The organism is Streptomyces sp. NPDC002734 (assembly GCF_040295685.1).
GTDB lineage: Bacteria > Actinomycetota > Actinomycetes > Streptomycetales > Streptomycetaceae > Streptomyces.
In genome coordinates, this window is sequence record NZ_JBEOVU010000024.1 from 1 (window position 1) to 22,268 (window position 22,268).

Genomic DNA, 22,268 nt, shown 5'->3' on the forward strand with positions numbered 1-22,268 from the left:
GTCGACGCGGTCACCATCTGCGGCACCGACCTGCACATCCTCAAGGGCGACGTCCCCGCGGTGACGCCCGGCCGGATCCTAGGCCACGAGAGGGGCGGGCCCCTGAGGGGTCACCGGGCCGAAGAGCGGCACCGGTGGCCGTCGCGGCCACCGGCCCGGGCTCACGCCGCCCCGGCAGCCGTACGGTGGGAGCGGGGACGAGGCGAGGGCGCGCCGGTCGGCAGGAGCACGTGAAGGCGCTGCGGGCAGCGGTGCGGCCGCACGGCACACCATTGCGGCGACGAGGGCGAGGCCGGCGCCGGCCGGCAGGAGCGCGGTGAGGGCACGGCCCGGCAGCGGTGCGACCGCGCGGCACCGCGTCGCGGCGACGAGCGCGCCGAACACGGTGACGGTCACGTGGGGCCGCGGCGCCGCCCGGGGGCTCAGCCCCGGGCGGTGCGGGGCCCCGTGACGTCGGCGCCGAGGGAGGCGACCCGGTGGCGGAGCCCGCGGTCGGCGGTGACGACCAGGCACGACCGCCCGGGCCGCGCCGCGGCGACCAGGTCGACGACGAGGTCGTCCCCGCTGCCGCCCGCCGACTCCACCCGCACACCCGGCACCGACTCCACCCCGCGCGCCGCGCCCTCCACGACCAGGACGATCTCCACCGGCCCCGTCGTGTCGGGCAGCCCCGGCAGCCCCTGCGAGGCGAGCCGGTCGCGCAGCCGCTCCGCCGCGCCGCGCCGGTCCCGCCACCACCCGTCGGGCACCGAGCCGACCACGTTGGCGGCGTCGACGATCACCAGCAGCGGCAGGTCCTCATCCATGGGCCCAGCCTTCCAGACGCCCGGCCCGGCCGTCGGCTCCGGGGCGGCGGGGCGGCGGGACGGGAAGCGAAAGGGCCCCCGCCGAGTGGCGGAGGCCCTTTCGCGCGTCGCGCTACGCGCTACGCGCAGGTGTTACGCGGGAACCGACGCCACGCCCGGCGCCAGGAACCGCTTGCCGTTGACGCGCTCGGAGACGCCCTCACGGTCCAGGTACGGCGTGATGCCGCCCAGGTGGAAGGGCCAGCCCGCACCGGTGATCAGGCACAGGTCGATGTCCTGGGCCTCGGCGACGACGCCCTCGTCGAGCATCAGGCCGATCTCCTGGGCGACCGCGCCCAGGACCCGCTCGCGGACCTGCTCCTCGGACAGGACGGTGTCACCCTGCTGCAGGAGGGCGGCGACCTCCGGGTCCAGCTCCGGCTTGCCGGAGTCGTAGACGTAGAAGCCGCGCTTGCCGGCCTCGACGACCCGCTTGAGGTTGCCGGAGACGGTGAAGCGGTCCGGGAACGCGCGGTTGAGCGTCTCGGAGACGTGCAGGCCGATGGCGGGGCCGACCAGCTCCAGGAGCACCAGCGGGGACATCGGCAGGCCGAGCGGCTCGACCGCCTTCTCCGCCACGGCCACCGGGGTGCCCTCGTCGATCACGTTCTGCACCTCGCCCATGAAGCGGGTGAGGATGCGGTTGACGACGAACGCCGGGGCGTCCTTCACCAGCACCGCGGTCTTCCTCAGCTTGCGGGCGACGGCGAACGCCGTGGCCAGCGAGGCGTCGTCGGTCTGCTCGCCGCGGACGATCTCCAGCAGCGGCAGGACGGCGACCGGGTTGAAGAAGTGGAAGCCGACGACCCGCTCGGGGTTCTTCAGCTTCGACGCCATCTCGCTGATGGACAGCGAGGAGGTGTTGGTCGCCAGGATCGCGTGGGCCGGGGCGACCGCCTCGACCTCGGCGAACACCTGCTGCTTGACGCCCATCTCCTCGAAGACGGCCTCGATCACGAAGTCCGCGTCCGAGAAGCCCTCGGCCTTGTCCAGGACACCGGTGACCAGCGCCTTGAGGCGGTTGGCCTTGTCCTGGTTGATGCGGCCCTTGCCGAGCAGCTTGTCGATCTCGGAGTGGACGTAGCCCACACCCTTGTCGATCCGCGCCTGGTCGATGTCGGTCAGCACGACCGGCACCTCGAGGCGGCGCAGGAACAGCAGCGCCAGCTGCGAGGCCATCAGGCCGGCGCCGACGACGCCCACCTTGGTGACCGGGCGGGCCAGCGACTTGTCCGGCGCGCCGGCCGGGCGCTTGGCGCGCTTCTGCACCAGGTTGAAGGCGTACAGACCCGAGCGCAGCTCGTCGCCCATGATGAGGTCCGCGAGGGCCTCGTCCTCGGCGTCGTAGCCCGCCTGGAGGTCGCCGTCCTTGGCGTTGGCGATGATCTCCAGCGCGCGGTAGGCGGCCGGGGCCGCGCCGTGCACCTTGGAGTCGGCGACGAACCGGCCGCGCTCGACGGCCTGGTCCCAGCCCTCGCCGCGGTCGATCTCCGGGCGGTCGACGACGATCTCGCCCTTGAGGACGGCGGCCGTCCACACCAGCGACTGCTCGAGGAAGTCCGCGCCCTCGAACAGGGCGTCGGCGATGCCCAGTTCGAAGACCTGCTTGCCCTTGAGCTGGCGGTTCTGGCTGAGCGAGTTCTCGATGATCACCGAGACGGCCTTGTCCGCGCCGATCAGGTTCGGCAGCAGGGTGCAGCCGCCCCAGCCGGGGACCAGGCCGAGGAAGACCTCGGGGAGGGAGAACGCGGGCAGCGCGGCGGAGACCGTGCGGTAACGGCAGTGCAGACCGACCTCGACGCCGCCGCCCATGGCCGCGCCGTTGTAGTACGCGAAGGTCGGGACGGCCAGGGTGCCCAGACGCTTGAAGACGTCGTGGCCGCCCTTGCCGATCGCCACCGCGTGCTCGCGGTCCTTCAGCGCCTCGACGCCCTTGAGGTCGGCGCCGACGGCGAAGATGAACGGCTTGCCGGTGATGCCCACGCCGACGATCTCGCCGGCCGCGGTCTCACGCTCGACCTGGTCGATCGCCACGTCCAGCTTGGCCAGCGACTGCGGGCCGAAGGTGTTCGGCTTGGTGTGGTCGAAGCCGTTGTCCAGGGTGATCAGGGCGAAACGGCCCGCACCCAGGGGGAGGTCGAAGTGGCGCACGTGCGCCTCGGTGACGACCTCGTCGGGGAACAGCTCGGCCGCACCCTTCAGCAGTTCTGCGACGTTGCTCACTTGTCCCCCTCGAAGTTCGGGTTCTCCCAGATGACCGTGGCGCCCATGCCGAGGCCGACGCACATGGTGGTGAGGCCGTAGCGCACCTGCGGCTGCTCCTCGAACTGGCGGGCCAGCTGCGTCATCAGACGCACGCCGGAGGAGGCCAGCGGGTGACCGTAGGCGATGGCGCCGCCGTACTGGTTGACGCGGGCGTCGTCGTCGGCGATGCCGTAGTGCTCGAGGAAGGCGAGCACCTGGACGGCGAAGGCCTCGTTGATCTCGAACAGGCCGATGTCCCCGATGGACAGGCCGGCCTTGGCGAGGGCCTTCTCGGTGGCCGGGATCGGGCCGTAGCCCATGACCTCGGGCTCCACGCCGGCGAAGGCGTAGGAGACCAGGCGCATCTTGACCGGCAGGCCGTTCTCGGTGGCGAACTCCTCGGAGGCGAGGAGGGCCGCGGTGGCGCCGTCGTTCAGACCGGCGGCGTTGCCCGCGGTGACGCGGCCGTGGACGCGGAAGGGCGTCTTGAGGCCGGCCAGGTTCTCCAGCGTGGTGCCCGGGCGCATCGGCTCGTCGGCGGTGACCAGGCCGAAGCCGGTCTCGCCGGCGTCCGCGTTCGTGCGGCGGACCGAGATCGGGACCAGGTCCTGCTGGATCTTGCCGTTGGCGTACGCCTTGGCGGCCTTCTCCTGGGAGGCGACGGCGTACTTGTCCGCGCGCTCCTTGGTGATCGCCGGGTAGCGGTCGTGCAGGTTCTCGGCGGTCATGCCCATGAACAGGGCGGACTCGTCGACCAGCTTCTCGCTGACCAGCCGCGGGTTCGGGTCGACGCCCTCACCCATGGGGTGGCGGCCCATGTGCTCCACGCCACCGGCGATGACGGCGTCGTAGGCGCCGAAGGCGATGGAACCGGCGGTGGTGGTCACCGCGGTCATCGCGCCCGCGCACATGCGGTCGATGGAGTAGCCCGGGACGCTCTGCGGGAGACCCGCGAGGACACCGGCCGTGCGGCCCAGGGTCAGGCCCTGGTCGCCGATCTGGGTCGTCGCGGCGATCGCGACCTCGTCGATCTTCGCCGGGTCGAGGTTCGGGTTGCGGCGCAGCAGCTCCCGGATCGACTTCACGACGAGGTCGTCGGCGCGGGTCTCGTGGTAGATGCCCTTCGGGCCCGCCTTGCCGAACGGGGTACGGACGCCGTCGACGAAGACGACGTCCCTGACGGTACGAGGCACGATGGCTCTCCTCCAGGGGTGTGCGGACTGCGGCACTGCTGCGTGATGCTGCGGTGAGGGGCGCGGCTGAGCGCCCGCTCACCGGTCATGCTACTCGCGGGTAACCATTGTGCCCACCCCGGGAGCCCGACGCGTCGAACGTCACACCGCCGCGCCGCGTGCCGCGGGGTGCCGAGGCGGCGTGGGCGTGCCGTCCTGTGCGTACGCATCGGCCTGCGCCCACCCTCCCCCAAGCTCTCGGCTTCGCTCGAGCAGGGGGGACCCCCATCGCCCCAGCGGCACGATTGCCCGCAGGACGAACGGGCCCACTGCGCCTTCTGGGGGAGGGCGGGCGCAGGCGGCGCGTCCGCGCGTGAGCGCACGTCCGCGGGACGCCGGCCCGTGCCGCCCGGCAAGGGCTACTCCTTCGCGGCCAGCGCGGTGACCAGGAGGGGGGTGACCTGCTCGACCTGCCACGGGCGGGCGCCGTGGGCTGCGAGCGCGGCGGACACCGAGGCCTCGTCGGCCGCGGCGGGCGGCGCCCAGCAGACCCGCCGCACTGTGTCCGGCGCGATCAGGTTCTCCTGCGGCATCCGCAGCTCCTCCGCCCGCGCCGAGACCGCGGCCCGCGCCGCGGACAGCCGCGCGGCGGCCGCCGGGTCCTTGTCGGCCCAGGCCCGCGGCGGCGGAGGTCCCGCCACCGCCTGCCCGGGCAGCGGCAGCGCGCTCTCCGGCAGCGCCTTCGCCCGGTCGACGGCCGCCTGCCACTGCTCCAGCTGCCGTCGCCCGGTCCGGCTGTTGAACCCGCTCAGCGCGGACATCGCCTGCACGTCGGCCGGCAGCGCCAGCGCCGCCTCCACGATCGCGGCGTCGCCCAGCACCTTGCCCGGCGAGACGTCCCGCCGCCGCGCGATGCGGTCCCGCGTCTCCCACAGCTCGCGGACCACGGCCAGCTGCCGCCGCCGGCGCACCTTGTGCATGCCGGAGGTGCGTCGCCAGGGGTCCTTGCGCGGGGCCGGCGGGGGAGCGGAGGCGATCGCGTCGAACTCCTGCATCGCCCAGTCGAGCTTGCCCTGCCGCTCCAGCTCCTTCTCCAGCGCGTCGCGCAGGTCGACCAGCAGCTCCACGTCGAGCGCCGCGTACCGCAGCCACGGCTCCGGCAGCGGGCGCGTCGACCAGTCCACCGCGGAGTGGCCCTTCTCCAGCACGAAGCCGAGCACGTTCTCCACCATCGCGCCCAGTCCGACCCGGGGGAACCCGGCCAGCCGCCCGGCCAGCTCGGTGTCGAAGAGGCGGCCGGGGACCATGCCTATCTCCCGCAGGCACGGCAGGTCCTGGGTGGCGGCGTGCAGCACCCACTCGGCGTCGGCGATCGCCTCGCCCAGCGCGGTGAGGTCGGGGCAGGCGACCGGGTCGATCAGCGCGCTGCCGGCGCCGGCGCGGCGCAGCTGCACGAGGTAGGCGCTCTGTCCGTAGCGGTAGCCGGACGCCCGCTCGGCGTCGACGGCGACCGGGCCGGTCCCCGCGGCGAAGGCGGCGACGGTCGCCGCCAGGCCCTCCGCGTCGGCGATCACCGGCGGGATGCCCTCGCGGGGCTCCAGGAGGGGAACCGGCTCCGCCGCCCGGGAAGCAGATTCCCCGCCGGTTCCGCCGTCGTCCGGAGGGGCGCCTCCGGTGGTTCGCAGTGGGCTGTCTGCTGCGGTGTCATGGGCGTCGGTCACCTGTCAAGGGTATCTGTGTACCGCGCACATGCACCGCGCCCACCGAGGGAACGTTCCCTCGGTGGGCGCGATGTTCGAGCGTTCGGCCTGTTCAGTGGATGATGCCGGTGCGCAGGGCCACCGCGACCATGCCGGCCCGGTCGCCGGTGCCCAGCTTGCGGGCGATGCGTGCGAGGTGGCTCTTGACGGTCAGGGCGGACAGCCCCATGGAGACGCCGATCGCCTTGTTCGACTGGCCCTCCGCCACCAGCCGCAGGACCTCGACCTCACGGCCGGAGAGCTCGCGGTAGCCGCCCGGGTGGCTCGGGGAGCCCGGGGGACGGCGGTGCATGCGGTGGGCCCCGCCGAGCGGAGCGGCGCCCGGACGGCCGGGCAGGCCGATGTTGGTACGGGTGCCGGTGACGACATAGCCCTTGACGCCGCCGGCCAGGGCGTTGCGCACCGCGCCGATGTCGTCGGCGGCGGAGAGGGCCAGACCGTTGGGCCAGCCGGCGGCCCTGGTCTCGGACAGGAGGGTAAGGCCGGAACCATCCGGCAGGTGGACGTCCGCGACGCAGATGTCACGGGGGTTGCCGATGCGGGGACGAGCCTCCGCCACGGACGAGGCCTCGATCACGTCGCGTACTCCGAGCGCCCAGAGATGACGGGTCACGGTGGAGCGCACGCGCGGATCGGCCACGACGACCATCGCGGTGGGCTTGTTCGGGCGGTAGGCGACCAGGCTTGAGGGCTGCTCGAGGAGAACGGACACCAGGCCTCCTGGGTGGGGGACGGAGCCGGCTCACGGGGGATGAAGCCGGGACGGAAGAACCGTGCTTGCTAGGTCACTGTCTGCTTCGGCACCGGACGGGTCCGCCTTTAGGGAACGATCACGATTTGGTGAGGGGAAATCGGGGCAATTCGGACGCGCGATCGATCATCCGAAGAACGGCGCGAGTCGAACCCTGTCGACGGACGGTCAGGCGAGGTCGCAAAGTGTCCGTATCGACAAAACCGCAATCACAATGCGGCGAGGGCGGCCCGGGCGCGGCGGTCGCCGTCGCCGGGCCGCCCGGAAGAGGTCAGCGCTGGGGCCGGGGGCCGCGCCGCTGCGGCAGCGGGACCACGGGGGCGGCCGGCGCGGCGGAGGGGCCCTCGCCCGCCGACGTGCCCAGCGGGGGCAGGCCCGTGACCTGGGCCAGCAGGTCGCACCAGGCCGCCAGGTGCCCGGCGGTGTCCGGGACGCCGCCCAGGCCCTCGCGCGGAGTCCAGGAGGCGCGGATCTCGATCTGCGAGGCGGCCGGACGCTCCTCCAGGGCCCCGAAGTAGTGCGAACTCGCCCGGGTGACGGTGCCGCCGGCCTCCTGGTAGCCCAGGCCCCGGGCGTCCATCGCGCCGGTCAGCCACGACCAGGAGACCTCGGGGAGCAGCGGGTCGGCGGCCATCTCCGGCTCGTGCAGCTCCGCCCGGACGAGGGTGACCAGCCGGAAGGAGCCCCGCCAGGCCTCGTGCCCGTCGGGGTCGTGCAGCAGGATCAGGCGCCCGTCGGCCAGCTCGTCGCCGTCCTCGTCGAGCACCGCCGCCTCGAGGGCGTACGCGTAGGGCGCCAGCCGCCGCGGCGGCGTCACCGGCTCGAGTTCGATGCGCGGCCTCGGCCGCGCGGCCCGCAGGGCGTCGACGGCGGCCCGGAAGGGCAGTGGCGCAAAGGCGTCCGCATTCAGCTCCCGCTCCCCGTCCTTCCCGTCGCCCGCTCCGCCCGCACCGTCCGTCAGTCGTCCCTGAGCCGCAGCCATGCGCAGAAGATAAGGGGCGCGGAGCCCTGGCGACGTGAAGGACACCCCAGCGCGGGCGCCCGGACGGATCGCGCTGCGCGAACAGCCACGAGGTTTGCCGGACGGTCCCGCGTGATCACGCCCCGCCGCCCGCCCCGCCCGGGCGTGTCGCCCCCGCGCCGCGGCGGCGCCGCGACGGCCCGCGGCCGGTGGCCCGGGCGTCGTGGAGGCCGCCCCGGGGCGGTATCGCGGAGTCGGGTCCGGCGGACAGGACGGGCATGGGAGACTTTCCGCGTGAGTGCCATGGACAAGCCCGAGAACCCCGCCGTCGCCGATTCCGCCTTCCTCAGGGCGTGCCGCCGAGAGCCGGTGCCGCACACGCCGGTCTGGTTCATGCGACAGGCCGGGCGCTCGCTGCCCGAGTACCTGAAGGTGCGCGAGGGCATCCCGATGCTCGAGTCGTGCATGCGGCCGGAGCTGGTCACCGAGATCACCCTTCAGCCGGTCCGCCGGCACGGGGTCGACGCGGCCATCTACTTCAGCGACATCGTCGTCCCGCTCAAGGCCATCGGTCTCGACCTGGACATCAAGCCGGGCGTCGGCCCGGTGGTGGAGCAGCCGATCCGCACCCGCGCCGACCTCGAGCGGCTGCGCGACCTGACCCCCGAGGACGTCTCCTACGTCACCGAGGCGATCCGGATGCTGACCGCCGAGCTTGGCCCGACGCCGCTGATCGGCTTCGCCGGCGCGCCGTTCACCCTGGCGAGCTACCTGGTCGAGGGCGGCCCCTCCAAGAACCACGAGCACACCAAGGCGCTCATGTACGGCGACCCGCAGCTGTGGGCCGACCTGCTGGACCGCCTGGCCGACATCACCGCCGCCTTCCTCAAGGTGCAGATCGAGGCCGGCGCCTCCGCCGTGCAGCTCTTCGACTCCTGGGTGGGCGCGCTCGCCCCGGCCGACTACCGCCGCTCGGTGATGCCCGCCTCCCGCAAGGTCTTCGAGGCGGTCGCCCCCTACGACGTGCCGCGGATCCACTTCGGCGTCGGCACGGGCGAGCTGCTCGGCCTGATGGGCGAGGCCGGCGCGGACGTCGTCGGCGTCGACTGGCGGGTCCCGCTGGACGAGGCCGTCCGCCGGGTCGGCCCCGGCAAGGCGCTGCAGGGCAACCTGGACCCGGCCGTCCTCTTCTCCACCCGCGAGGCCGTGGAGTCGAAGGCGCGCGAGGTCCTGGACGCCGCCTCCGGCCTGGAGGGCCACATCTTCAACCTGGGCCACGGCGTCCTGCCCACCACGGACCCGGGCGCCCTGACCGCCCTCACCGAGTACGTCCACGAGCAGACGGCCCGCTGAGCCGAGCACCAACGCGGGCGGCGCCCCTCCCGGACCTCCGGGCGGGGCGCCGCCCGCTTTCGCCGTCGCGCCGCGGGAGCGCTCCCCGACCGCTGTGGCGGAGACCGCCCCTCAGCGCACCACCCGCTCGCGCAGGGCGCTGCGCCAGGCGGGGGCGGGGCCGTCCCCCTCGGCGGCGGCGGTGTTGTCGCGGTGGCCGCCGCGGCTGAGGAAGTCGGCCAGCGGAAGGGTCGCCGCGCCGACCGTGACGGCGTCGGGGCCCAGGCGTCCGAGCTCGATCCGCACCCGGCCCGCCGGGTGGCGCAGCGAGTAGGCCGTGGCGTGCCGGCGGACCGACGGCAGGAAGCGGGTGCCGAGCTGGAGGCCGGCCCAGCCGCCGATCAGGATGCGCTCCGGCTGGAAGAGGTTGACCAGGTCGGACAGGCCCGCGCCCAGGTACTCGGCGGTCTCCTCCAGCACCGCCAGGGCCACCGGGTCCGGCTCGCCGCCGCGCTCCGGGTAGGCCGCCGCCAGCAGCGCGGTCAGCGCGGTCTCCTCGTCGGCGCCCGCGGGCGGGCGTCCGCCCGCCTCCTGCCAGCGGGCCACCAGCGCCTCCGCGCCCGCGTAGGCCTCCAGGCAGCCGAGCGCCCCGCAGCGGCAGCGCCGCCCGCGCACCCGCACCGTCAGGTGGCCCCACTCCAGGGCCCGGCCGTGCTCCACGTCGTCGGCGACCAGGCAGGCGCCGACGCCCGAGCCGAACAGCACCACGACCGCGTCGCCGGCGCCCCGGCCCGCGCCGAACCACATCTCGGCCTGGCCCAGCGTCTTCGCGCCGTTGTCGATGAAGTACGGGACCCGCTCGGGGAGTCCGGCGCGCTCGCGCAGCAGCGCCTCCAGGGGGACGGCGTCCCAGCCGATGGTCTGCCCGTGCACCGTCGCACCCCGCTCCGCGTCCCGGGCGACGATGCCGGGCACGCCGATGCCGACGCCCAGCAGCCGCTCCGGCGCCAGGCCCGCGGTGGCGAGCACCTCGGCGACCGAGTCGCGGATGTGGCCGGTGACCACCTCCACGTCGTAGCGCTGCGGCTCCAGCGGCCGCTCGGCGCGGGAGACCTCGGCGAGCGAGAGGTCGAACAGCTCGACGCGGACCCGGGTCTCACCGACGTCCACGCCGATCAGGTGGCCGCTCTCCGGCACCACGCGCAGCAGCGTGCGGGGGCGGCCACCGTCGGAGTCGACACTGCCGGCCTCCTCCACCACGCCGTCGGCGATGAGTTCGGCGACCACGTTGCTGACCGAACCCGAGCTGAGTCCGGTGGCCGGACCGAGGTCGAAGCGGGTCAGCGGTCCGGCGAAGTACAACTGGCGCAGTACGGCCGCCCGGTTGCCCCGCCGCAGGTCACGCACCGTGCGTCCGTTCCGCGCCTTCATCCGGTTCCTTCCGTTCGTTTCCCCGAACGCAAGATACCTCTGCGCGACGCCTTGACGCGACCTTCTTACAGGTCTTAACTCACGCCGTGAATTAAGTCATGACGGTACGGGGGCCGTTCAGGTCCTCCGCCCGTCGACTCCCGGGGAAGGGACCTTCGTACTCATGCGCAGAATCCGAGCCGCGGCCGCCGGTGCGGTCACCGTCTCCCTGCTGGCCGCCGTCTCCGCCTGCGGCGGCGGTTCGGCGTCCGACGGCGGGTCCGGGGACTCGCCCGAGAAGCTCACCTACTGGGCCTCCAACCAGGGCCCCAGCATCGAGGCGGACAAGAAGATCCTCTCCGCCGAGATCGCCAAGTTCGAGAAGGAGACCGGGATCGACGTCGAGCTCGAGGTCGTCCCGTGGAGCGACCTGCTCAACCGCATCCTCGCCGCCACCACCTCCGGCCAGGGCCCGGACGTGCTCAACATCGGCAACACCTGGTCCGCCTCGCTCCAGGCGACGGGCGCGCTGCTGCCGTGGGACGCCAAGAACTTCGAGAAGATCGGCGGACGCGACCGGTTCGTGGAGTCGGCCATCGCCTCGGCCGGCGCGGAGGGCAAGGACCCGGCGGCCGTGCCGCTCTACTCCATGGCCTACACGCTCTACTGGAACAAGAAGATGTTCGCCGACGCCGGCGTCACCGAACCGCCCGCCACGTGGGACGAGATGGCCGAGATCGGCAAGAGGATCAGCGGCGACGGCAAGTGGGCGCTCGGCGCCGAGGGGTCCAACCTCTCGGAGAACATCCACCACGTCTTCACCTTCGGCCAGCAGCACGGAACGAACTTCTTCACCCCCGACGGCAAGCCCGACTTCACCTCCGACGCCGCCGTCGACGCCGTCAAGCAGTACGTCGACCTGATGGCCGATCACAAGATCATCGCGCCGGGCAACGCCGAGTACGCACAGAACCAGTCTCTCCAGGACTTCGCCAAGAACAAGACGGCGATGGTCATGTGGCAGAACGCCCAGACCGCCTTCGCCTCCCACGGGATGAAGGACGACGACTGGGGCGTCGCCCCGGTCCCGGTGCAGTCCGGCGACCCCGGCTCCGGCACCGGCGTCAACTCGATGGTGGCCGGCATCAACATGGCGGTCTTCAAGAACACCGACAACCTCGACGGCTCGCTGAAGTTCGTGAAGTTCATGACCAGCGACGCCGAGCAGAAGGCCCTGAACACCGCCTACGGCTCCATCCCGCCGGTCAAGGCCGCCCAGGAGGACCGCGCCTTCGACAGCCCGGCCCTGCGCATCGTCCGCGACACCCTCGCCAACAGCGCGGCCCCGCTGCCGCAGGTCCCCGCCGAGTCGCAGTTCGAGACGGCCGTCGGCACGGCCGTCAAGGAGCTCTTCGCGGAGGCCGCCGCCGGAAAGCCGGTCTCCAAGGACCTCGTCCGGGAGAAGCTCGCCAAGGCCCAGCAGCAGATGCCGCAGGGGTGACCTCGTCCATGACCGCGACACTCGCTCCCCCGAAGGGGAAGCGGGCGGCCCCCGGGGCGGCGCGCACACCGCGCCGCCCCGGACGGCTGCGCCGCGCCTCCCTGCCCTACCTGCTCCTGGTGCCCGCGCTGGCCCTCGAACTCCTGGTCCACCTGGTGCCGATGGTCTACGGACTGCTGATGAGCTTCAAGGAGCTCACGCAGTTCTACATCCGCGACTGGACCACCGCGCCCTGGAAGGGCCTGGACAACTACCGCGTCGCCGTCGACTTCGACACCCCCGTCGGCGCCGCGCTGCTCCACTCCTTCTGGGTCACCTGCCTGTTCACCGCGCTCTCGGTCGGCCTGTGCTGGCTGCTGGGCACCACCACCGCCGTGTACCTGCAGGAGTCCTTCCGCGGCCGCGGCCTGCTGCGCGGCCTCTTCCTGATCCCCTACGCGCTGCCCATGTACGCCGCCGTGATCACCTGGACGTTCATGTTCCAGCGGGACAACGGCCTGGTGAACCACGTCCTCGTCGACCAGCTCGGCCTGTTCGACGAACCGCCGTTCTGGCTGCTCGGCGACAACAGCTTCTGGGCCCTGCTGATCGTCTCGGTGTGGAAGGGCTGGCCCTTCGCCTTCCTGATCGTGATGGCCGGCCTGCAGACCGTGCCGCGCGAGCTCTACGAGGCCGCCGCCCTCGACGGCGCCGGCCGCTGGCAGCAGCTGCGCCGGATCACCCTGCCCTCGCTCAGCTCCGTCAACCAGGTGCTCGTCCTGGTGCTCTTCCTGTGGACCTTCAACGACTTCAACACGCCGTTCGTCCTCTTCGGGAAGTCCGCCCCGCACGCCGCCGACCTGGTCTCCATCCACATCTACCAGGCGTCCTTCGTCACCTGGAACTTCGGCACCGGCTCGGCCATGTCCGTCCTGCTGCTGCTCTTCCTGCTCGTCGTGACCGCCGTGTACCTGCTGATCACCTCACGCGGACGGAGGAGTGCCGATGGCTAGTGCCCCGCGGTCCCCGATGGCCGCGCCCCGCTCCTTCGTCTGGTCGCGGCGCGTCTTCCTCACCCTGCTCACCGTCTTCGTGGCGGTGCCGGTGTACGTGATGCTCTCCAGCTCGCTCAAGCCGCTGCAGGACGTCTCCGGCGAGTTCCGGTGGCTGCCCGGCGACCTCACGCTGAGCCCCTACGTCGACATCTGGTCGACCGTGCCGCTGGGCCGCTACTTCGTCAACTCGCTGGTCGTGGCCGGAGCGGCGACCGTCTGCTCGGTGGTGATCGCCGTGTTCGCCGCCTACGCGGTGAGCCGGTACGAGTTCCGCGGCAAGCGGATCTTCACCGTCACCGTGCTGTCGACGCAGATGTTCCCCGGCATCCTCTTCCTGCTGCCGCTGTTCCTCCTCTACGTCAACATCGGCAACGCCACCGGCGTCGCGCTGTTCGGCTCCCGGGGCGGCCTGATCCTCACCTACCTCACCTTCTCGCTGCCGTTCTCCATCTGGATGCTGATCGGCTACTTCGCCTCCGTGCCACGGGAGTTGGACGAGGCCGCGCTGGTCGACGGCTGCGGGCCGCTGGGCGCGCTGCTGCGGGTCGTGGTGCCGGCCGCGGTGCCGGGGATCGTCGCGGTCACCGTCTACGCGTTCATGACGGCCTGGAGCGAGGTGCTCTTCGCCTCGGTGATGACCAACGACACCACCCGCACCCTCGCGGTCGGCCTGCAGGCCTACTCCACGCAGAACGAGGTCTACTGGAACCAGATCATGGCCGCCTCCCTGGTGGTGAGCGTGCCGGTGGTCGCGGGCTTCCTGCTCCTCCAGCGCTACCTGGTCGCCGGCCTGACCGCCGGCGCCGTCAAGTGACGGGCCCGGCCCCCTCCGTGCCCGCGTACCGCGGCGTCCAGCGTGCCGCTGTTCCTCGTTACGTCCGAAAGGGAAACCTCGTGTCCATCGACTTCGCCGCGCTGCCCCGCGACTTCCTGTGGGGCACGGCCACATCGGCCTACCAGATCGAAGGCGCCGTCGCCGAGGACGGCCGCTCGCCGTCCATCTGGGACACCTACGCGCACACCCCGGGCCGCGTCGACAACGACGACAACGGCGACGTGGCCTGCGACCACTACCACCGCTGGCCCGAGGACGTCGCGCTGATGAAGGAGCTCGGCGCCAACGCCTACCGGCTCTCCGCCGCCTGGCCCCGGGTGGTGCCCGGCGGCGACGGGCCGGTCAACGAGCGCGGACTCGACTTCTACGACCGGCTGGTCGACGCCCTGCTGGAGGCCGGGATCACCCCCTCCGTCACCGTCTACCACTGGGACCTGCCGCAGGTGCTCCAGGACCGCGGCGGCTGGCCCGAGCGGGACACCGCCCACCACCTGGCCGCCTACGCCTCCGCCCTGGCGGGGCGGATCGGCGACCGGGTGCGGCACTGGACCACACTCAACGAGCCCCTCTGCTCGGCGTGGATCGGGCACCTCGAGGGCCGGATGGCCCCCGGCCTGACCGACCTGACGGCCGCCGTCCGCGCCTCCTACCACCTGCTGCTCGGCCACGGCCTGGCCGCCCAGGCGATCCGGGCCGCCGCACCCGGCGCCCAGGTCGGCATCGTCAACAACCTTTCCGAGATCCGGCCCGCCTCCGACAGCGCCGAGGACCTGGCCGCCGCCCGCCGGATGGACGGGCACACCAACCGCTGGTGGCTCGACCCGGTGCACGGCCGCGGCTTCCCCGAGGACATGCGTGAGGTCTACGGCGTCGAACTGCCCGAGCGGCCCGGCGACATGGAGATCATCGGCGCTCCCCTGGACTGGCTGGGCCTGAACTACTACTTCCCGATGACCGTCGCCGACGACCCCACCGCCCCCGCGCCCTTCGTCCGCGACGTCCGGCTGCCCGACGTGCCGCGCACCGGCATGGACTGGCAGGTGGACGCCGGCGGCATCGAGGGCCTGCTGCTGCGCCTCACCGAGGAGTACGGGGCCCGCGCGCTGTACGTCACCGAGAACGGCTCCAGCTACCCCGACGTGGTGCGTGAGGACGGCAGCGTGCGCGACCCGGAGCGGGCCGCCTACCTCGAGGGGCACCTGGCGGCCTGCGCCTCCGCGGCCCGCAAGGGCGCACCGCTGGCCGGCTACTTCGCCTGGTCGCTGCTGGACAACTTCGAGTGGGCCTACGGCTACGACAAGCGGTTCGGCCTGGTCCACGTCGACTACGCCACCCAGCGGCGCACCGTGAAGTCCAGCGGCCGGCGGTACGCGGAGATCGTCCGCGCCCACGCCGCCCAGGCCGACCAGGCCGCGGAGGGCGTCACCGGCTGACGGTCCCCGCCCCGTCGAGGCCCCCGGCGCCGCCACCCGCGCGCGCCGGGGGCCTCGTGCATCACCCACGCGGGCGGGTCCGGGGGAAGAGGGGAAGTCCGGGGGAGTACGGGGGATGCCGGCGCGGGTGCCGCGCCCGCCGGGCCGCCTCGCCGACACGCTGCCGCGCGGCGCCGGTCCGCGCCGGACGTGGGAAGGCCCCCCGGCCGGAGCCGGGGGGCCTTGGTCGGACCGTCGCGCGCCGGTGGGCGCCCGGCGGTCGTCACCGCGCTAGGGGAACCGGACGACCTTCGAGGGGACGGTGTCCGAGCCCGAGGTGGCCGAACCGGTGTCGTTGATGACGTGCCGGTACTGGCCCATGCCGCCGAGGGAGATCACCTGCAGGTGGTTCATGCTGATCCCCGGCTTCACCGGCACCTGGAACCCGTGGTGCTGCACGATCGACGGGTCGGAGGTGTAGTTGCAGTAGCTGCCGAGCGCCCAGGCCTCGTGGGTGTTCACCGAGTCCGCCACCTTGTAGGCGGCCCAGCCCACGATCCCGTCGTGGGTGATCGCGGCGGCGTTCGGCGCGTCGTACGCCTTCTCGTTCTGGAAGAAGATCGTGCGCCCGCGCTCGCCCTGCCACAGGACGTCGTACTTGTTGAAGTGCTCGACGAACAGTCCGGTGGTGAGGACGTCGTCGCCGTTGACGACCATGCCGTAGTCGGACCGGTTGGTCTCCCAGCCGACGCCCGCGCCGTGGTCCGCGCGCCAGATCCAGGTGTGGTCGACCACCACGTCGTCGCTGTTGATCACCACGCCGTTGGTGGCCAGGCCGGGGCCCGCGCCGCCGACGCGGATGAACACGTCCTGCATGGTGGTCGGGTTGGCGGCGTGGTCCGCGGAGGCGCCGGACGGGCCGATGCGCAGCAGCGTGTCGGACCTGGTGGACCCGGCGTCGACCAGGAAGCCCGCGAGCCGCACCCCGTCCACGTCGGCGACGTGCACGGCGTCCACCCCGTTGTCGGGGATGAACGTGGCCAGACCCAGGCCGAGCACCACCGTGTTCGCCCGCTCGATCTCGATCGGGCGGTCCAGGTGGTAGACGCCCGGGGTGACCAGCAGGTGCAGCCCCTGGGCGAGCGCGGCGTTGATGGTGGACGCGGTCGCGCCGGGCTTGACCACGTAGAACTGGTCCAGCGGCAGCGAGGTGCCCGCGTTGGCCGGCCAGGAGACGCCCCGCGCGTTGGTGCGCTTGGCGGGGACGAACACCTTGTAGGCGGAGCCGTCCTGGTACAGGAACGGCTTCTCACGGGAGATCGGCGTGGTGTCCATCGTGGTGTAGGGACCGGTGGCGAAGTTGCTCGCCGGAGCTCCCTGCACGCCGGTGAACGTCATGTTCCACACGCCGTTGGTCCAGCCGCCGACCGAGCTGTCCCGGGTGTACCACTGCTGCTGCGAGTACGGGCCGACCGTGCCGTCGATCTTGGAGTCGGCGATGTACCCGCCGGACGCCCAGCCGTAGCCGTTCGGGGCGAGGTTCAGCCCGCCCTTGACGTGGATGCGGCGGAACGGGGCCGCCTGGGCGACCGCCCAGCGGTTGGTGCCGTTGGACGGGGTGATGGCCAGGTTCTCCGCCGAACGCCAGAAGTTCTGGGTGGCGTTGCCGTTGAACCAGCCGGCGTCCACGGTGACGTCGCCGTTGATCTGGGTGTCGTCCGGGTTGAGGCCGAGACCGGAGATCGAGGTGTAGAAGCCGATCTGGGCGTTGATGTTGTTGTAGGTGCCCGGCTTCAGGAGGAACTGGTAGCGCCCCTCGCCGAACTGGTTGGACTCCTGCCGCGCGAAGACGTCGTCGAAGCGCTGCTGGAGGTTGGCCGTCGAGGGGTCCACGACGATCACGTTGGGCCCGAGGTCGCCGCCGCCGGTCACCGGCGGGACGCCGCCTCCGGAACCGGTGTGCACGGCCATCTCCCACAGTGAGTATCCGTAGGCGGTGGCGCGGGCGGTGCCGTTCATCCGGACGTAGCGGCCCGACCCGGCGACCTCGTAGGAGGCCTTGCCGCCGGTGGCGCCGGTGACGTTGCGCAGCGTCGTCCAGCTGCTGCCGTCGGACGAGACCTGGAGGGTGAAGTCGCGTGCGTACGCGGCCTCCCAGTCCAGGTCGATCCTGCACACGTCCTGGACGGAGCCCAGGTCGACGCGCAGCCACTGCGGGTCGGAGTGCGCGCTCGACCAGCGGGTGGTGCCGCTGCCGTCGAAGGCGGCGGAGGCGGCCAGGCCCGCGCTCTCGGAGGAGGATGCGGTGGCCGGCTTGTTCAGCGCCGCGTTCGCGGTGGAGCAGCCGGACGAGGTCCCGGTCGTCCCGAAGACCTGGAACTCCCAGAGCGAGACGCCCCATTGGGTGGCCCGGCGGTCGGCGTACACCCGCACGTGACGGGCGCTGCCGGAGACGTCGACGGTGTCGGTGCCGCCGTCGGAGCCGGTCACCTTGCGGGCGTCGGTCCAGGTCGAGCCGTCCTGGGAGAACTGGACGCGGTAGTCGGCCGCGTAGGCGGCCTCCCAGCGCAGCACCACCTGGCTGACCGTGGCGCTCGCGCCGAGGTCGACGCGCAGCCACTGGTTGTCGGAGGCCGCGGAGGACCACCGGGTGCCGGTGTCGCCGTCGACCGCGAGCCCGGCGGCGTACACCGCGCTCTCGGTGGACGACGCGGTGGCCGTGCGGCCCTGGGACAGGGGCACGTCGGCGGCCGCTGCCGCCGAGGCCGCGCCGTCCGCGGGAGCCGCGGGGGCGGCCGTCGCGGCGGGCGCGGGGAGGGCGAGCAGCGCCGCGACGGCGGCGAAGGCGACGCTTAAGGTTCTGAATCTCATACAGGGACTCCATGGGGGTGGAGGAGGGGGTGGAGCTGAGGGCACGACTTAATTCAGGGTTTGATTTAAGGGGTGACGGATCGGTCCGGCAAGCCCTCGCGCACGCATTCGCGCAACAAAAAACCGCCGCCGCCCCTCGGGGGCGGCGGCGGTCGCGGTCGGTCCGCGGGGGTCAGACCCCCACGGCCTGCGGGCTTCGCCGCTGGTCGGTCCCCGGAACGGGCTCGGACGCGTCGGAGCCGAGCGCCACGATCCGGTTCGCCTCGTCGACGTGCACCACGCGCGGCTTCATCGAGCGCGCCTCGGCGTCGTCCACCTGGGCGTAGCTGATGAGGATCACCAGATCGCCGGGCTGCACCAGGTGGGCGGCGGCGCCGTTGATCCCGATCACACCGGAGCCGCGCTCGCCCTCGATGGTGTACGTCTCGAGGCGGGCGCCGTTGGTGATGTCGACGATGTGGACGAGCTCGCCGGGCAGCAGGTCGGCGGCGTCCAGCAGGTCGGCGTCGACGGTCACCGATCCCACGTAGTGGAGATCGGCCTGGGTGACCGTGGCGCGGTGGATCTTGGATTTGAACATGGTGCGCAGCATGGAGGTACTCCGGTCCACTAGGCTCCCTGCCTGCGTTCTTGCAGGTCAAGGGCGATTCGTCCAGGGTACAACGGGTCGTGTGTTCGAGCAGGGTTCCGTGGGAATTCCGGGACCGATGCCTGGTGGGACGGCACTGTGACTTTCGGCGCAGTCGGCTCACGGCCCGGTGCCCCCCGAGGACCGACCGCCCCCGGCCCGTCGTGGGGTGGGGGCGGGCGACGCCGACCACGTACCGGCGGCGCCCCCCGTCCGGGGCGGCCTCCATCGCCGGAAAGCCGCGCCCGGCTCCCATTCACCGCTGGCCCGCGTGGAAAGTGGGCTTCGACGGGGAACACCGGGGCACCCTCAACTTCATGGCGAACGGGGGCACGAGCGACTGCACCTCACCGGCGCACCCGGACCCGTCGTGGCGCTCCCGGACGGAGGGGAAATGATGCGCATCGCCTCGGAGGGCAAAGGCTGGTGGATCCCGGAAGGGTGGGGCCCGTACCTCTTCTTCGGGTCTCTCGCCTGCGTGCTGGTCATCATCCTCTACTTCCGAAAGCGCCCGAGGTAGAGCTGTCCCTCACCGAACCTCGCCGGATGGGGTGGTGCAATGAGATTGCTGGCCGCAGCCTTTCTGACCGTCGGGACCGGACTGGCTGTCGTCCTGGGGGCGATGGAGGTGGATCGGGTCGTGATCCTCGTATCGACGGCACCGGTCATCGCCGTCGGCATCTTCTTGTGGCGGCGTGTGCGGTACGGACCTGAGGCGTGACGGTGACAACCGTCCTGCTGATCACATGCGCACCGGCGGTGGTGTGCTTGTTGTACGGATGGCGGTCTCCCTTCTGTTCGGTTTCGCTCTCGTGGGCTGGGCCGTCCTGCGGATTCCGCGTCGCCGCAACCGGTGATCGGGCGCTCGCGCCGGCGGGGTCGCGTCGAACGCCGTCCCGGGTCCGGGTCGTGGGGGAGTAGGGGGTGTGTCGGCCGGTCAGGACGAACGGGCGGCCGGCCCGCGGAGGTGCACCTGGGGCGGCGATGAGTTTCGGGAGGGTCCGGGGTCTGTCCGTCGGAGCACCGTCGCACCCGAACCTGGAGGAGCCTTGAAACTTCTGCTCACGTCCGCCGGCATCAAGAGCCCGAGCGTCGAGAACGCGCTGGTCGACCTGCTCGGCAAGCCGATCTCCGAGGCCTCCGCCCTCTGCGTCCCCACCGCGGCCTACGCCATGGCCGGCGGTCCTGGTAGCGCGTACCGCCTGATCACGGGGCGATCCGTCATGACCCTGTGCGAGTTGGGGTGGAAGTCGCTCGGAGTGCTGGAGCTCACCGCACTTCCGAGCATCGGCGAGGAGAACTGGGTCCCCCTGCTGGGGGAGACCGACGCCCTGCTGGTGGGAGGCGGCGACGCCCTGTACCTGTGTCACTGGATGCGGCGGTCCGGGCTGGCGGACCTCATGCCGTCCCTGCACGAGACGGTCTACGTCGGAGCGAGCGCCGGGAGCATGGTGCTGACCCCCGACATCGGGCGGGACTTCGTCGAGTCCTACAACTGGCAGCCACCCACCGGTGACAACAGCACACTGGGCGTCCTCGACTTCTCGATCTTTCCGCACCTGGACCACGTGAACCTGCCGGAGAACACCATGGCCGAGGCGGAGAAGTGGGCAGTCGGCCTTGCGGGCCCGGCGTACGCGATCGACGACGACACCGCCCTCAAGGTGACCGGTGACACCGTCGAGGTCGTCTCCGACGGGCACTGGAGGCACTTTCCGGGCCGGCGTGCGGCGTGGGGGTGACGCTGTCGGGGGACGCGCCCGGGCCGTACGTCGGGGCGTCATGAGGATCGTCAAGTACACCCATGCCTGTGTCCGGTTGGAGCACGAGGGGCGGACCCTGGTCGTCGACCCCGGGGTGTGGAGCGAACCGTCCGCGCTGAGCGGGGCGGACGCCGTGCTGGTGACCCACGAGCACGCCGACCACGTCGACGTCCTGCGCCTGGCCGGGCTCGGGGTGCCGGTGTACGCGCCCGCCGCCGCGGACCTCCCCGGCCTGGAGACGGTCCCGGTGTCCGCGGGGGAGGAGTTCACCGCCGCGGGGTTCCGCGTCAGGGCGGTCGGGGGACGGCACGCGTTCATCTACGGGGACCGGCCGGACTGCGCGAACCTCGGGTACGTCGTCGACCAGGAGCTCTACCACCCCGGCGACTCGCTGCACGTGCCGCAGGAGCCGGTCGACACGCTGCTGGTGCCCCTGCACGGGTCCTGGCTGCGGACCTCCGAGGCGATCGACTTCGTCAAGGCGGTCGCGCCACGGCGGGCCTTCGCGATCCACGACGCCCAGATCAACGAGCGGGGCCTCGCCGGCGCGAACGGCTGGCTCGCCGAGGAGACCGGTGACGTCTACCGCTACCTGAGGCCCGGCGAGTCCGCCTGATGGGCCGGGCGGTGGGACACGCCGCCCGTGACGGTCCGCCGCCCCCGCGCCGCGCGCCCGGCAGGTCACACTCGGCCTCATGCAGGCCGCGTACATCGAAGAGCTGGGTCCGCCCGACGTCATCCGGGTCGGGGAGCTGCCGCCGCCCCGGCCGGGACCCTGCGACGTCCTGGTCGACGTCGGGGCGACCGCGGTCGACCCGGTCGACACGTTCGTGCGCTCCGGGGCGTGGCGGACGCCGGTGCCCTTCCCGTTCGTGATCGGGCGTGACCTGGTCGGCACCGTCGCGGAGGCCGGGCCCGGCGCGCCCGGGTTCCGGCCGGGGGACCGGGTGTGGTGCAACAGCCTGGGGCACGGCGGGCGCCAGGGGGCCGCGGCGGAGCAGGCCGTGGTGGCCGCCGACCGCCTCTACCGCCTGCCCGAGGGCGCCGACGCGGTGGACGCCGTGGCCCTGGCCCATCCGGCGGCGACGGCCTACCTCGCACTGTTCACCCACGGGCGTCTGCGGGCCGGGGAGACGGTCTGCGTCCTCGGCGCCGCCGGGAACGTGGGCGGCGCCGCCGTCGTCATGGCCGCGCAGGCCGGGGCTCGGGTGGTGGCCGTCGCCTCGGACCGCGACGCCGCTTACTGCCGTGCCCTCGGGGCCCGGCACGTGGTCGACCGCCACGACCCCGACCTGCCCGCCCTGATCCGCGCCGCCGCGCCCGACGGGGTCGACCTGCACCTCGACACCTCCGGCCACAACGACCTCGAGGCGGCGGTGGCGCTCCTCGCGCCACGGGGACGGGTGGTGGTCATGGCCGGGCTCGGGACCCGGCCGGTGCTGCCGGTCGGGCCGCTCTACCTGCGCGGCGCATCGGTGACCGGTTTCGCCCTCTCCTACGCGCGGACCGACGAGCTCGCCGAGGCGGCCGCCTGCGTCAACCGGATGCTGACGGAGGACCTCCTGCGTCCCCGGGCCGTCGTGGTGCTGCCGCTCACCGCGACGGCCGAGGCGCACCGCAGACTGGAGCGGGGCGAGGTACGGGGCCGGCTGGTGCTGCGGGTGAGCGCCTCGGCGGACTGACGCGGGCGTCGACGGGGCGGTGCCCGCGCGGCGCCGCCCGCGCGGCGCCGCCCGCCGTCCGGTGCGG

17 protein-coding genes and 1 pseudogene are annotated in these 22,268 nt (G+C 72.7%); 9 read left to right on the forward strand and 9 right to left on the reverse strand.

Going from position 1 to position 22,268, the window contains the following annotated elements:
- Positions 1 to 105, forward strand: a pseudogene (locus tag ABT026_RS21130) (alcohol dehydrogenase catalytic domain-containing protein); the annotation flags it as partial.
- Positions 106 to 422: 317 nt separating this feature from the next.
- Here the strand turns inward: ABT026_RS21130 and ABT026_RS21135 are convergent.
- The 6 genes from ABT026_RS21135 to ABT026_RS21160 all read right to left on the reverse strand — a co-directional run bounded on the left by ABT026_RS21135 (position 423) and on the right by ABT026_RS21160 (position 7,754).
- Positions 423 to 806: an NTP pyrophosphohydrolase gene (locus ABT026_RS21135; protein WP_351116336.1), complete on the reverse strand. Its 384-nt coding sequence runs from the start codon at positions 804 to 806 to the stop codon at positions 423 to 425.
- A 132-nt stretch (positions 807 to 938) separates the two neighbouring features.
- Complete coding sequence (locus ABT026_RS21140; protein WP_351116338.1) at positions 939 to 3,068, reverse strand: 3-hydroxyacyl-CoA dehydrogenase NAD-binding domain-containing protein; 2,130 nt, start codon at positions 3,066 to 3,068, stop codon at positions 939 to 941.
- Entirely contained in the window at positions 3,065 to 4,282 is a 1,218-nt protein-coding gene (locus tag ABT026_RS21145) for a thiolase family protein (RefSeq protein WP_351116339.1), read from the reverse strand. The genes ABT026_RS21140 and ABT026_RS21145 overlap by 4 nt, the downstream gene beginning before the upstream one ends.
- A gap of 398 nt (positions 4,283 to 4,680) precedes the next feature.
- Entirely contained in the window at positions 4,681 to 5,982 is a 1,302-nt protein-coding gene (locus ABT026_RS21150) for an HRDC domain-containing protein (RefSeq protein WP_351116341.1), read from the reverse strand.
- Positions 5,983 to 6,073: 91 nt separating this feature from the next.
- Complete coding sequence (locus tag ABT026_RS21155; RefSeq protein WP_108952319.1) at positions 6,074 to 6,733, reverse strand: helix-turn-helix transcriptional regulator; 660 nt, start codon at positions 6,731 to 6,733, stop codon at positions 6,074 to 6,076.
- A 310-nt stretch (positions 6,734 to 7,043) separates the two neighbouring features.
- A complete protein-coding gene (locus tag ABT026_RS21160) occupies positions 7,044 to 7,754 on the reverse strand; it encodes a DUF3000 domain-containing protein (protein WP_351116342.1) in 711 nt (236 codons plus the stop codon).
- A gap of 282 nt (positions 7,755 to 8,036) precedes the next feature.
- On the opposite strand from ABT026_RS21160, the gene hemE reads away from it, so the two are divergent.
- Positions 8,037 to 9,086: a uroporphyrinogen decarboxylase gene (gene hemE / locus ABT026_RS21165; RefSeq protein WP_351116483.1), complete on the forward strand. Its 1,050-nt coding sequence runs from the start codon at positions 8,037 to 8,039 to the stop codon at positions 9,084 to 9,086.
- A gap of 111 nt (positions 9,087 to 9,197) precedes the next feature.
- Here hemE and ABT026_RS21170 read toward each other — a convergent pair whose 3' ends face one another.
- Complete coding sequence (locus ABT026_RS21170) at positions 9,198 to 10,496, reverse strand: ROK family transcriptional regulator (protein ID WP_351116344.1); 1,299 nt, start codon at positions 10,494 to 10,496, stop codon at positions 9,198 to 9,200.
- A 163-nt stretch (positions 10,497 to 10,659) separates the two neighbouring features.
- Between ABT026_RS21170 and ABT026_RS21175 the strand changes: the two genes are divergently transcribed.
- The 4 genes from ABT026_RS21175 (at position 10,660) to ABT026_RS21190 (ending at position 15,278) form a co-directional block, all read left to right on the forward strand.
- On the forward strand, positions 10,660 to 11,976 hold the full coding sequence (locus ABT026_RS21175) for an ABC transporter substrate-binding protein (RefSeq protein ID WP_351116345.1): 1,317 nt from the start codon (positions 10,660 to 10,662) through the stop codon (positions 11,974 to 11,976).
- An 8-nt stretch (positions 11,977 to 11,984) separates the two neighbouring features.
- Positions 11,985 to 12,968 carry a carbohydrate ABC transporter permease gene (locus ABT026_RS21180; RefSeq protein WP_351116347.1) on the forward strand — a complete coding sequence of 328 codons (984 nt, stop codon included), beginning with the start codon at positions 11,985 to 11,987 and terminating at the stop codon, positions 12,966 to 12,968.
- Positions 12,961 to 13,824 (forward strand): carbohydrate ABC transporter permease, encoded by an 864-nt coding sequence (locus tag ABT026_RS21185; protein WP_351116349.1) that lies wholly within the window; start codon positions 12,961 to 12,963, stop codon positions 13,822 to 13,824. The genes ABT026_RS21180 and ABT026_RS21185 overlap by 8 nt, the downstream gene beginning before the upstream one ends.
- Before the next feature lie 80 nt (positions 13,825 to 13,904).
- A complete protein-coding gene (locus tag ABT026_RS21190) occupies positions 13,905 to 15,278 on the forward strand; it encodes a GH1 family beta-glucosidase (protein ID WP_351116350.1) in 1,374 nt (457 codons plus the stop codon).
- A 270-nt stretch (positions 15,279 to 15,548) separates the two neighbouring features.
- Here ABT026_RS21190 and ABT026_RS21195 read toward each other — a convergent pair whose 3' ends face one another.
- Complete coding sequence (locus ABT026_RS21195) at positions 15,549 to 18,128, reverse strand: pectate lyase-like domain-containing protein (RefSeq protein ID WP_351116351.1); 2,580 nt, start codon at positions 18,126 to 18,128, stop codon at positions 15,549 to 15,551.
- Positions 18,129 to 18,300: 172 nt separating this feature from the next.
- The gene (gene panD / locus ABT026_RS21200) at positions 18,301 to 18,720 is read right to left on the reverse strand and encodes an aspartate 1-decarboxylase (RefSeq protein WP_351116352.1); all 420 of its coding nucleotides are present in this window, start codon (positions 18,718 to 18,720) and stop codon (positions 18,301 to 18,303) included.
- A 1,085-nt stretch (positions 18,721 to 19,805) separates the two neighbouring features.
- On the opposite strand from panD, the gene ABT026_RS21205 reads away from it, so the two are divergent.
- From ABT026_RS21205 to ABT026_RS21215, 3 genes are all read left to right on the forward strand, one after another.
- Positions 19,806 to 20,498 (forward strand): Type 1 glutamine amidotransferase-like domain-containing protein, encoded by a 693-nt coding sequence (locus ABT026_RS21205; RefSeq protein ID WP_351116354.1) that lies wholly within the window; start codon positions 19,806 to 19,808, stop codon positions 20,496 to 20,498.
- Positions 20,499 to 20,538: 40 nt separating this feature from the next.
- Positions 20,539 to 21,135: an MBL fold metallo-hydrolase gene (locus tag ABT026_RS21210; RefSeq protein ID WP_351116356.1), complete on the forward strand. Its 597-nt coding sequence runs from the start codon at positions 20,539 to 20,541 to the stop codon at positions 21,133 to 21,135.
- A gap of 79 nt (positions 21,136 to 21,214) precedes the next feature.
- Positions 21,215 to 22,201 carry an NADPH:quinone reductase gene (locus tag ABT026_RS21215; RefSeq protein ID WP_351116357.1) on the forward strand — a complete coding sequence of 329 codons (987 nt, stop codon included), beginning with the start codon at positions 21,215 to 21,217 and terminating at the stop codon, positions 22,199 to 22,201.
- The last annotated feature ends 67 nt before the right edge of the window (positions 22,202 to 22,268 follow it).

Excerpts from the sequence above, each read along its gene's own strand:
- ABT026_RS21135 (WP_351116336.1), bottom strand. The coding sequence starts at position 806 with ATGGATGAGGACCTGCCGCTGCTGGTGATCGTCGACGCCGCCAACGTG.
- ABT026_RS21160 (WP_351116342.1), bottom strand. The coding sequence starts at position 7,754 with ATGGCTGCGGCTCAGGGACGACTGACGGACGGTGCGGGCGGAGCGGGC.
- hemE (WP_351116483.1), top strand. The coding sequence starts at position 8,037 with ATGGACAAGCCCGAGAACCCCGCCGTCGCCGATTCCGCCTTCCTCAGG.
- ABT026_RS21170 (WP_351116344.1), bottom strand. The coding sequence starts at position 10,496 with ATGAAGGCGCGGAACGGACGCACGGTGCGTGACCTGCGGCGGGGCAAC.
- ABT026_RS21175 (WP_351116345.1), top strand. The coding sequence starts at position 10,660 with ATGCGCAGAATCCGAGCCGCGGCCGCCGGTGCGGTCACCGTCTCCCTG.
- ABT026_RS21180 (WP_351116347.1), top strand. The coding sequence starts at position 11,985 with ATGACCGCGACACTCGCTCCCCCGAAGGGGAAGCGGGCGGCCCCCGGG.
- ABT026_RS21185 (WP_351116349.1), top strand. The coding sequence starts at position 12,961 with ATGGCTAGTGCCCCGCGGTCCCCGATGGCCGCGCCCCGCTCCTTCGTC.
- ABT026_RS21195 (WP_351116351.1), bottom strand. The coding sequence starts at position 18,128 with ATGAGATTCAGAACCTTAAGCGTCGCCTTCGCCGCCGTCGCGGCGCTG.
- panD (WP_351116352.1), bottom strand. The coding sequence starts at position 18,720 with ATGCTGCGCACCATGTTCAAATCCAAGATCCACCGCGCCACGGTCACC.
- ABT026_RS21210 (WP_351116356.1), top strand. The coding sequence starts at position 20,539 with ATGAGGATCGTCAAGTACACCCATGCCTGTGTCCGGTTGGAGCACGAG.
- ABT026_RS21215 (WP_351116357.1), top strand. The coding sequence starts at position 21,215 with ATGCAGGCCGCGTACATCGAAGAGCTGGGTCCGCCCGACGTCATCCGG.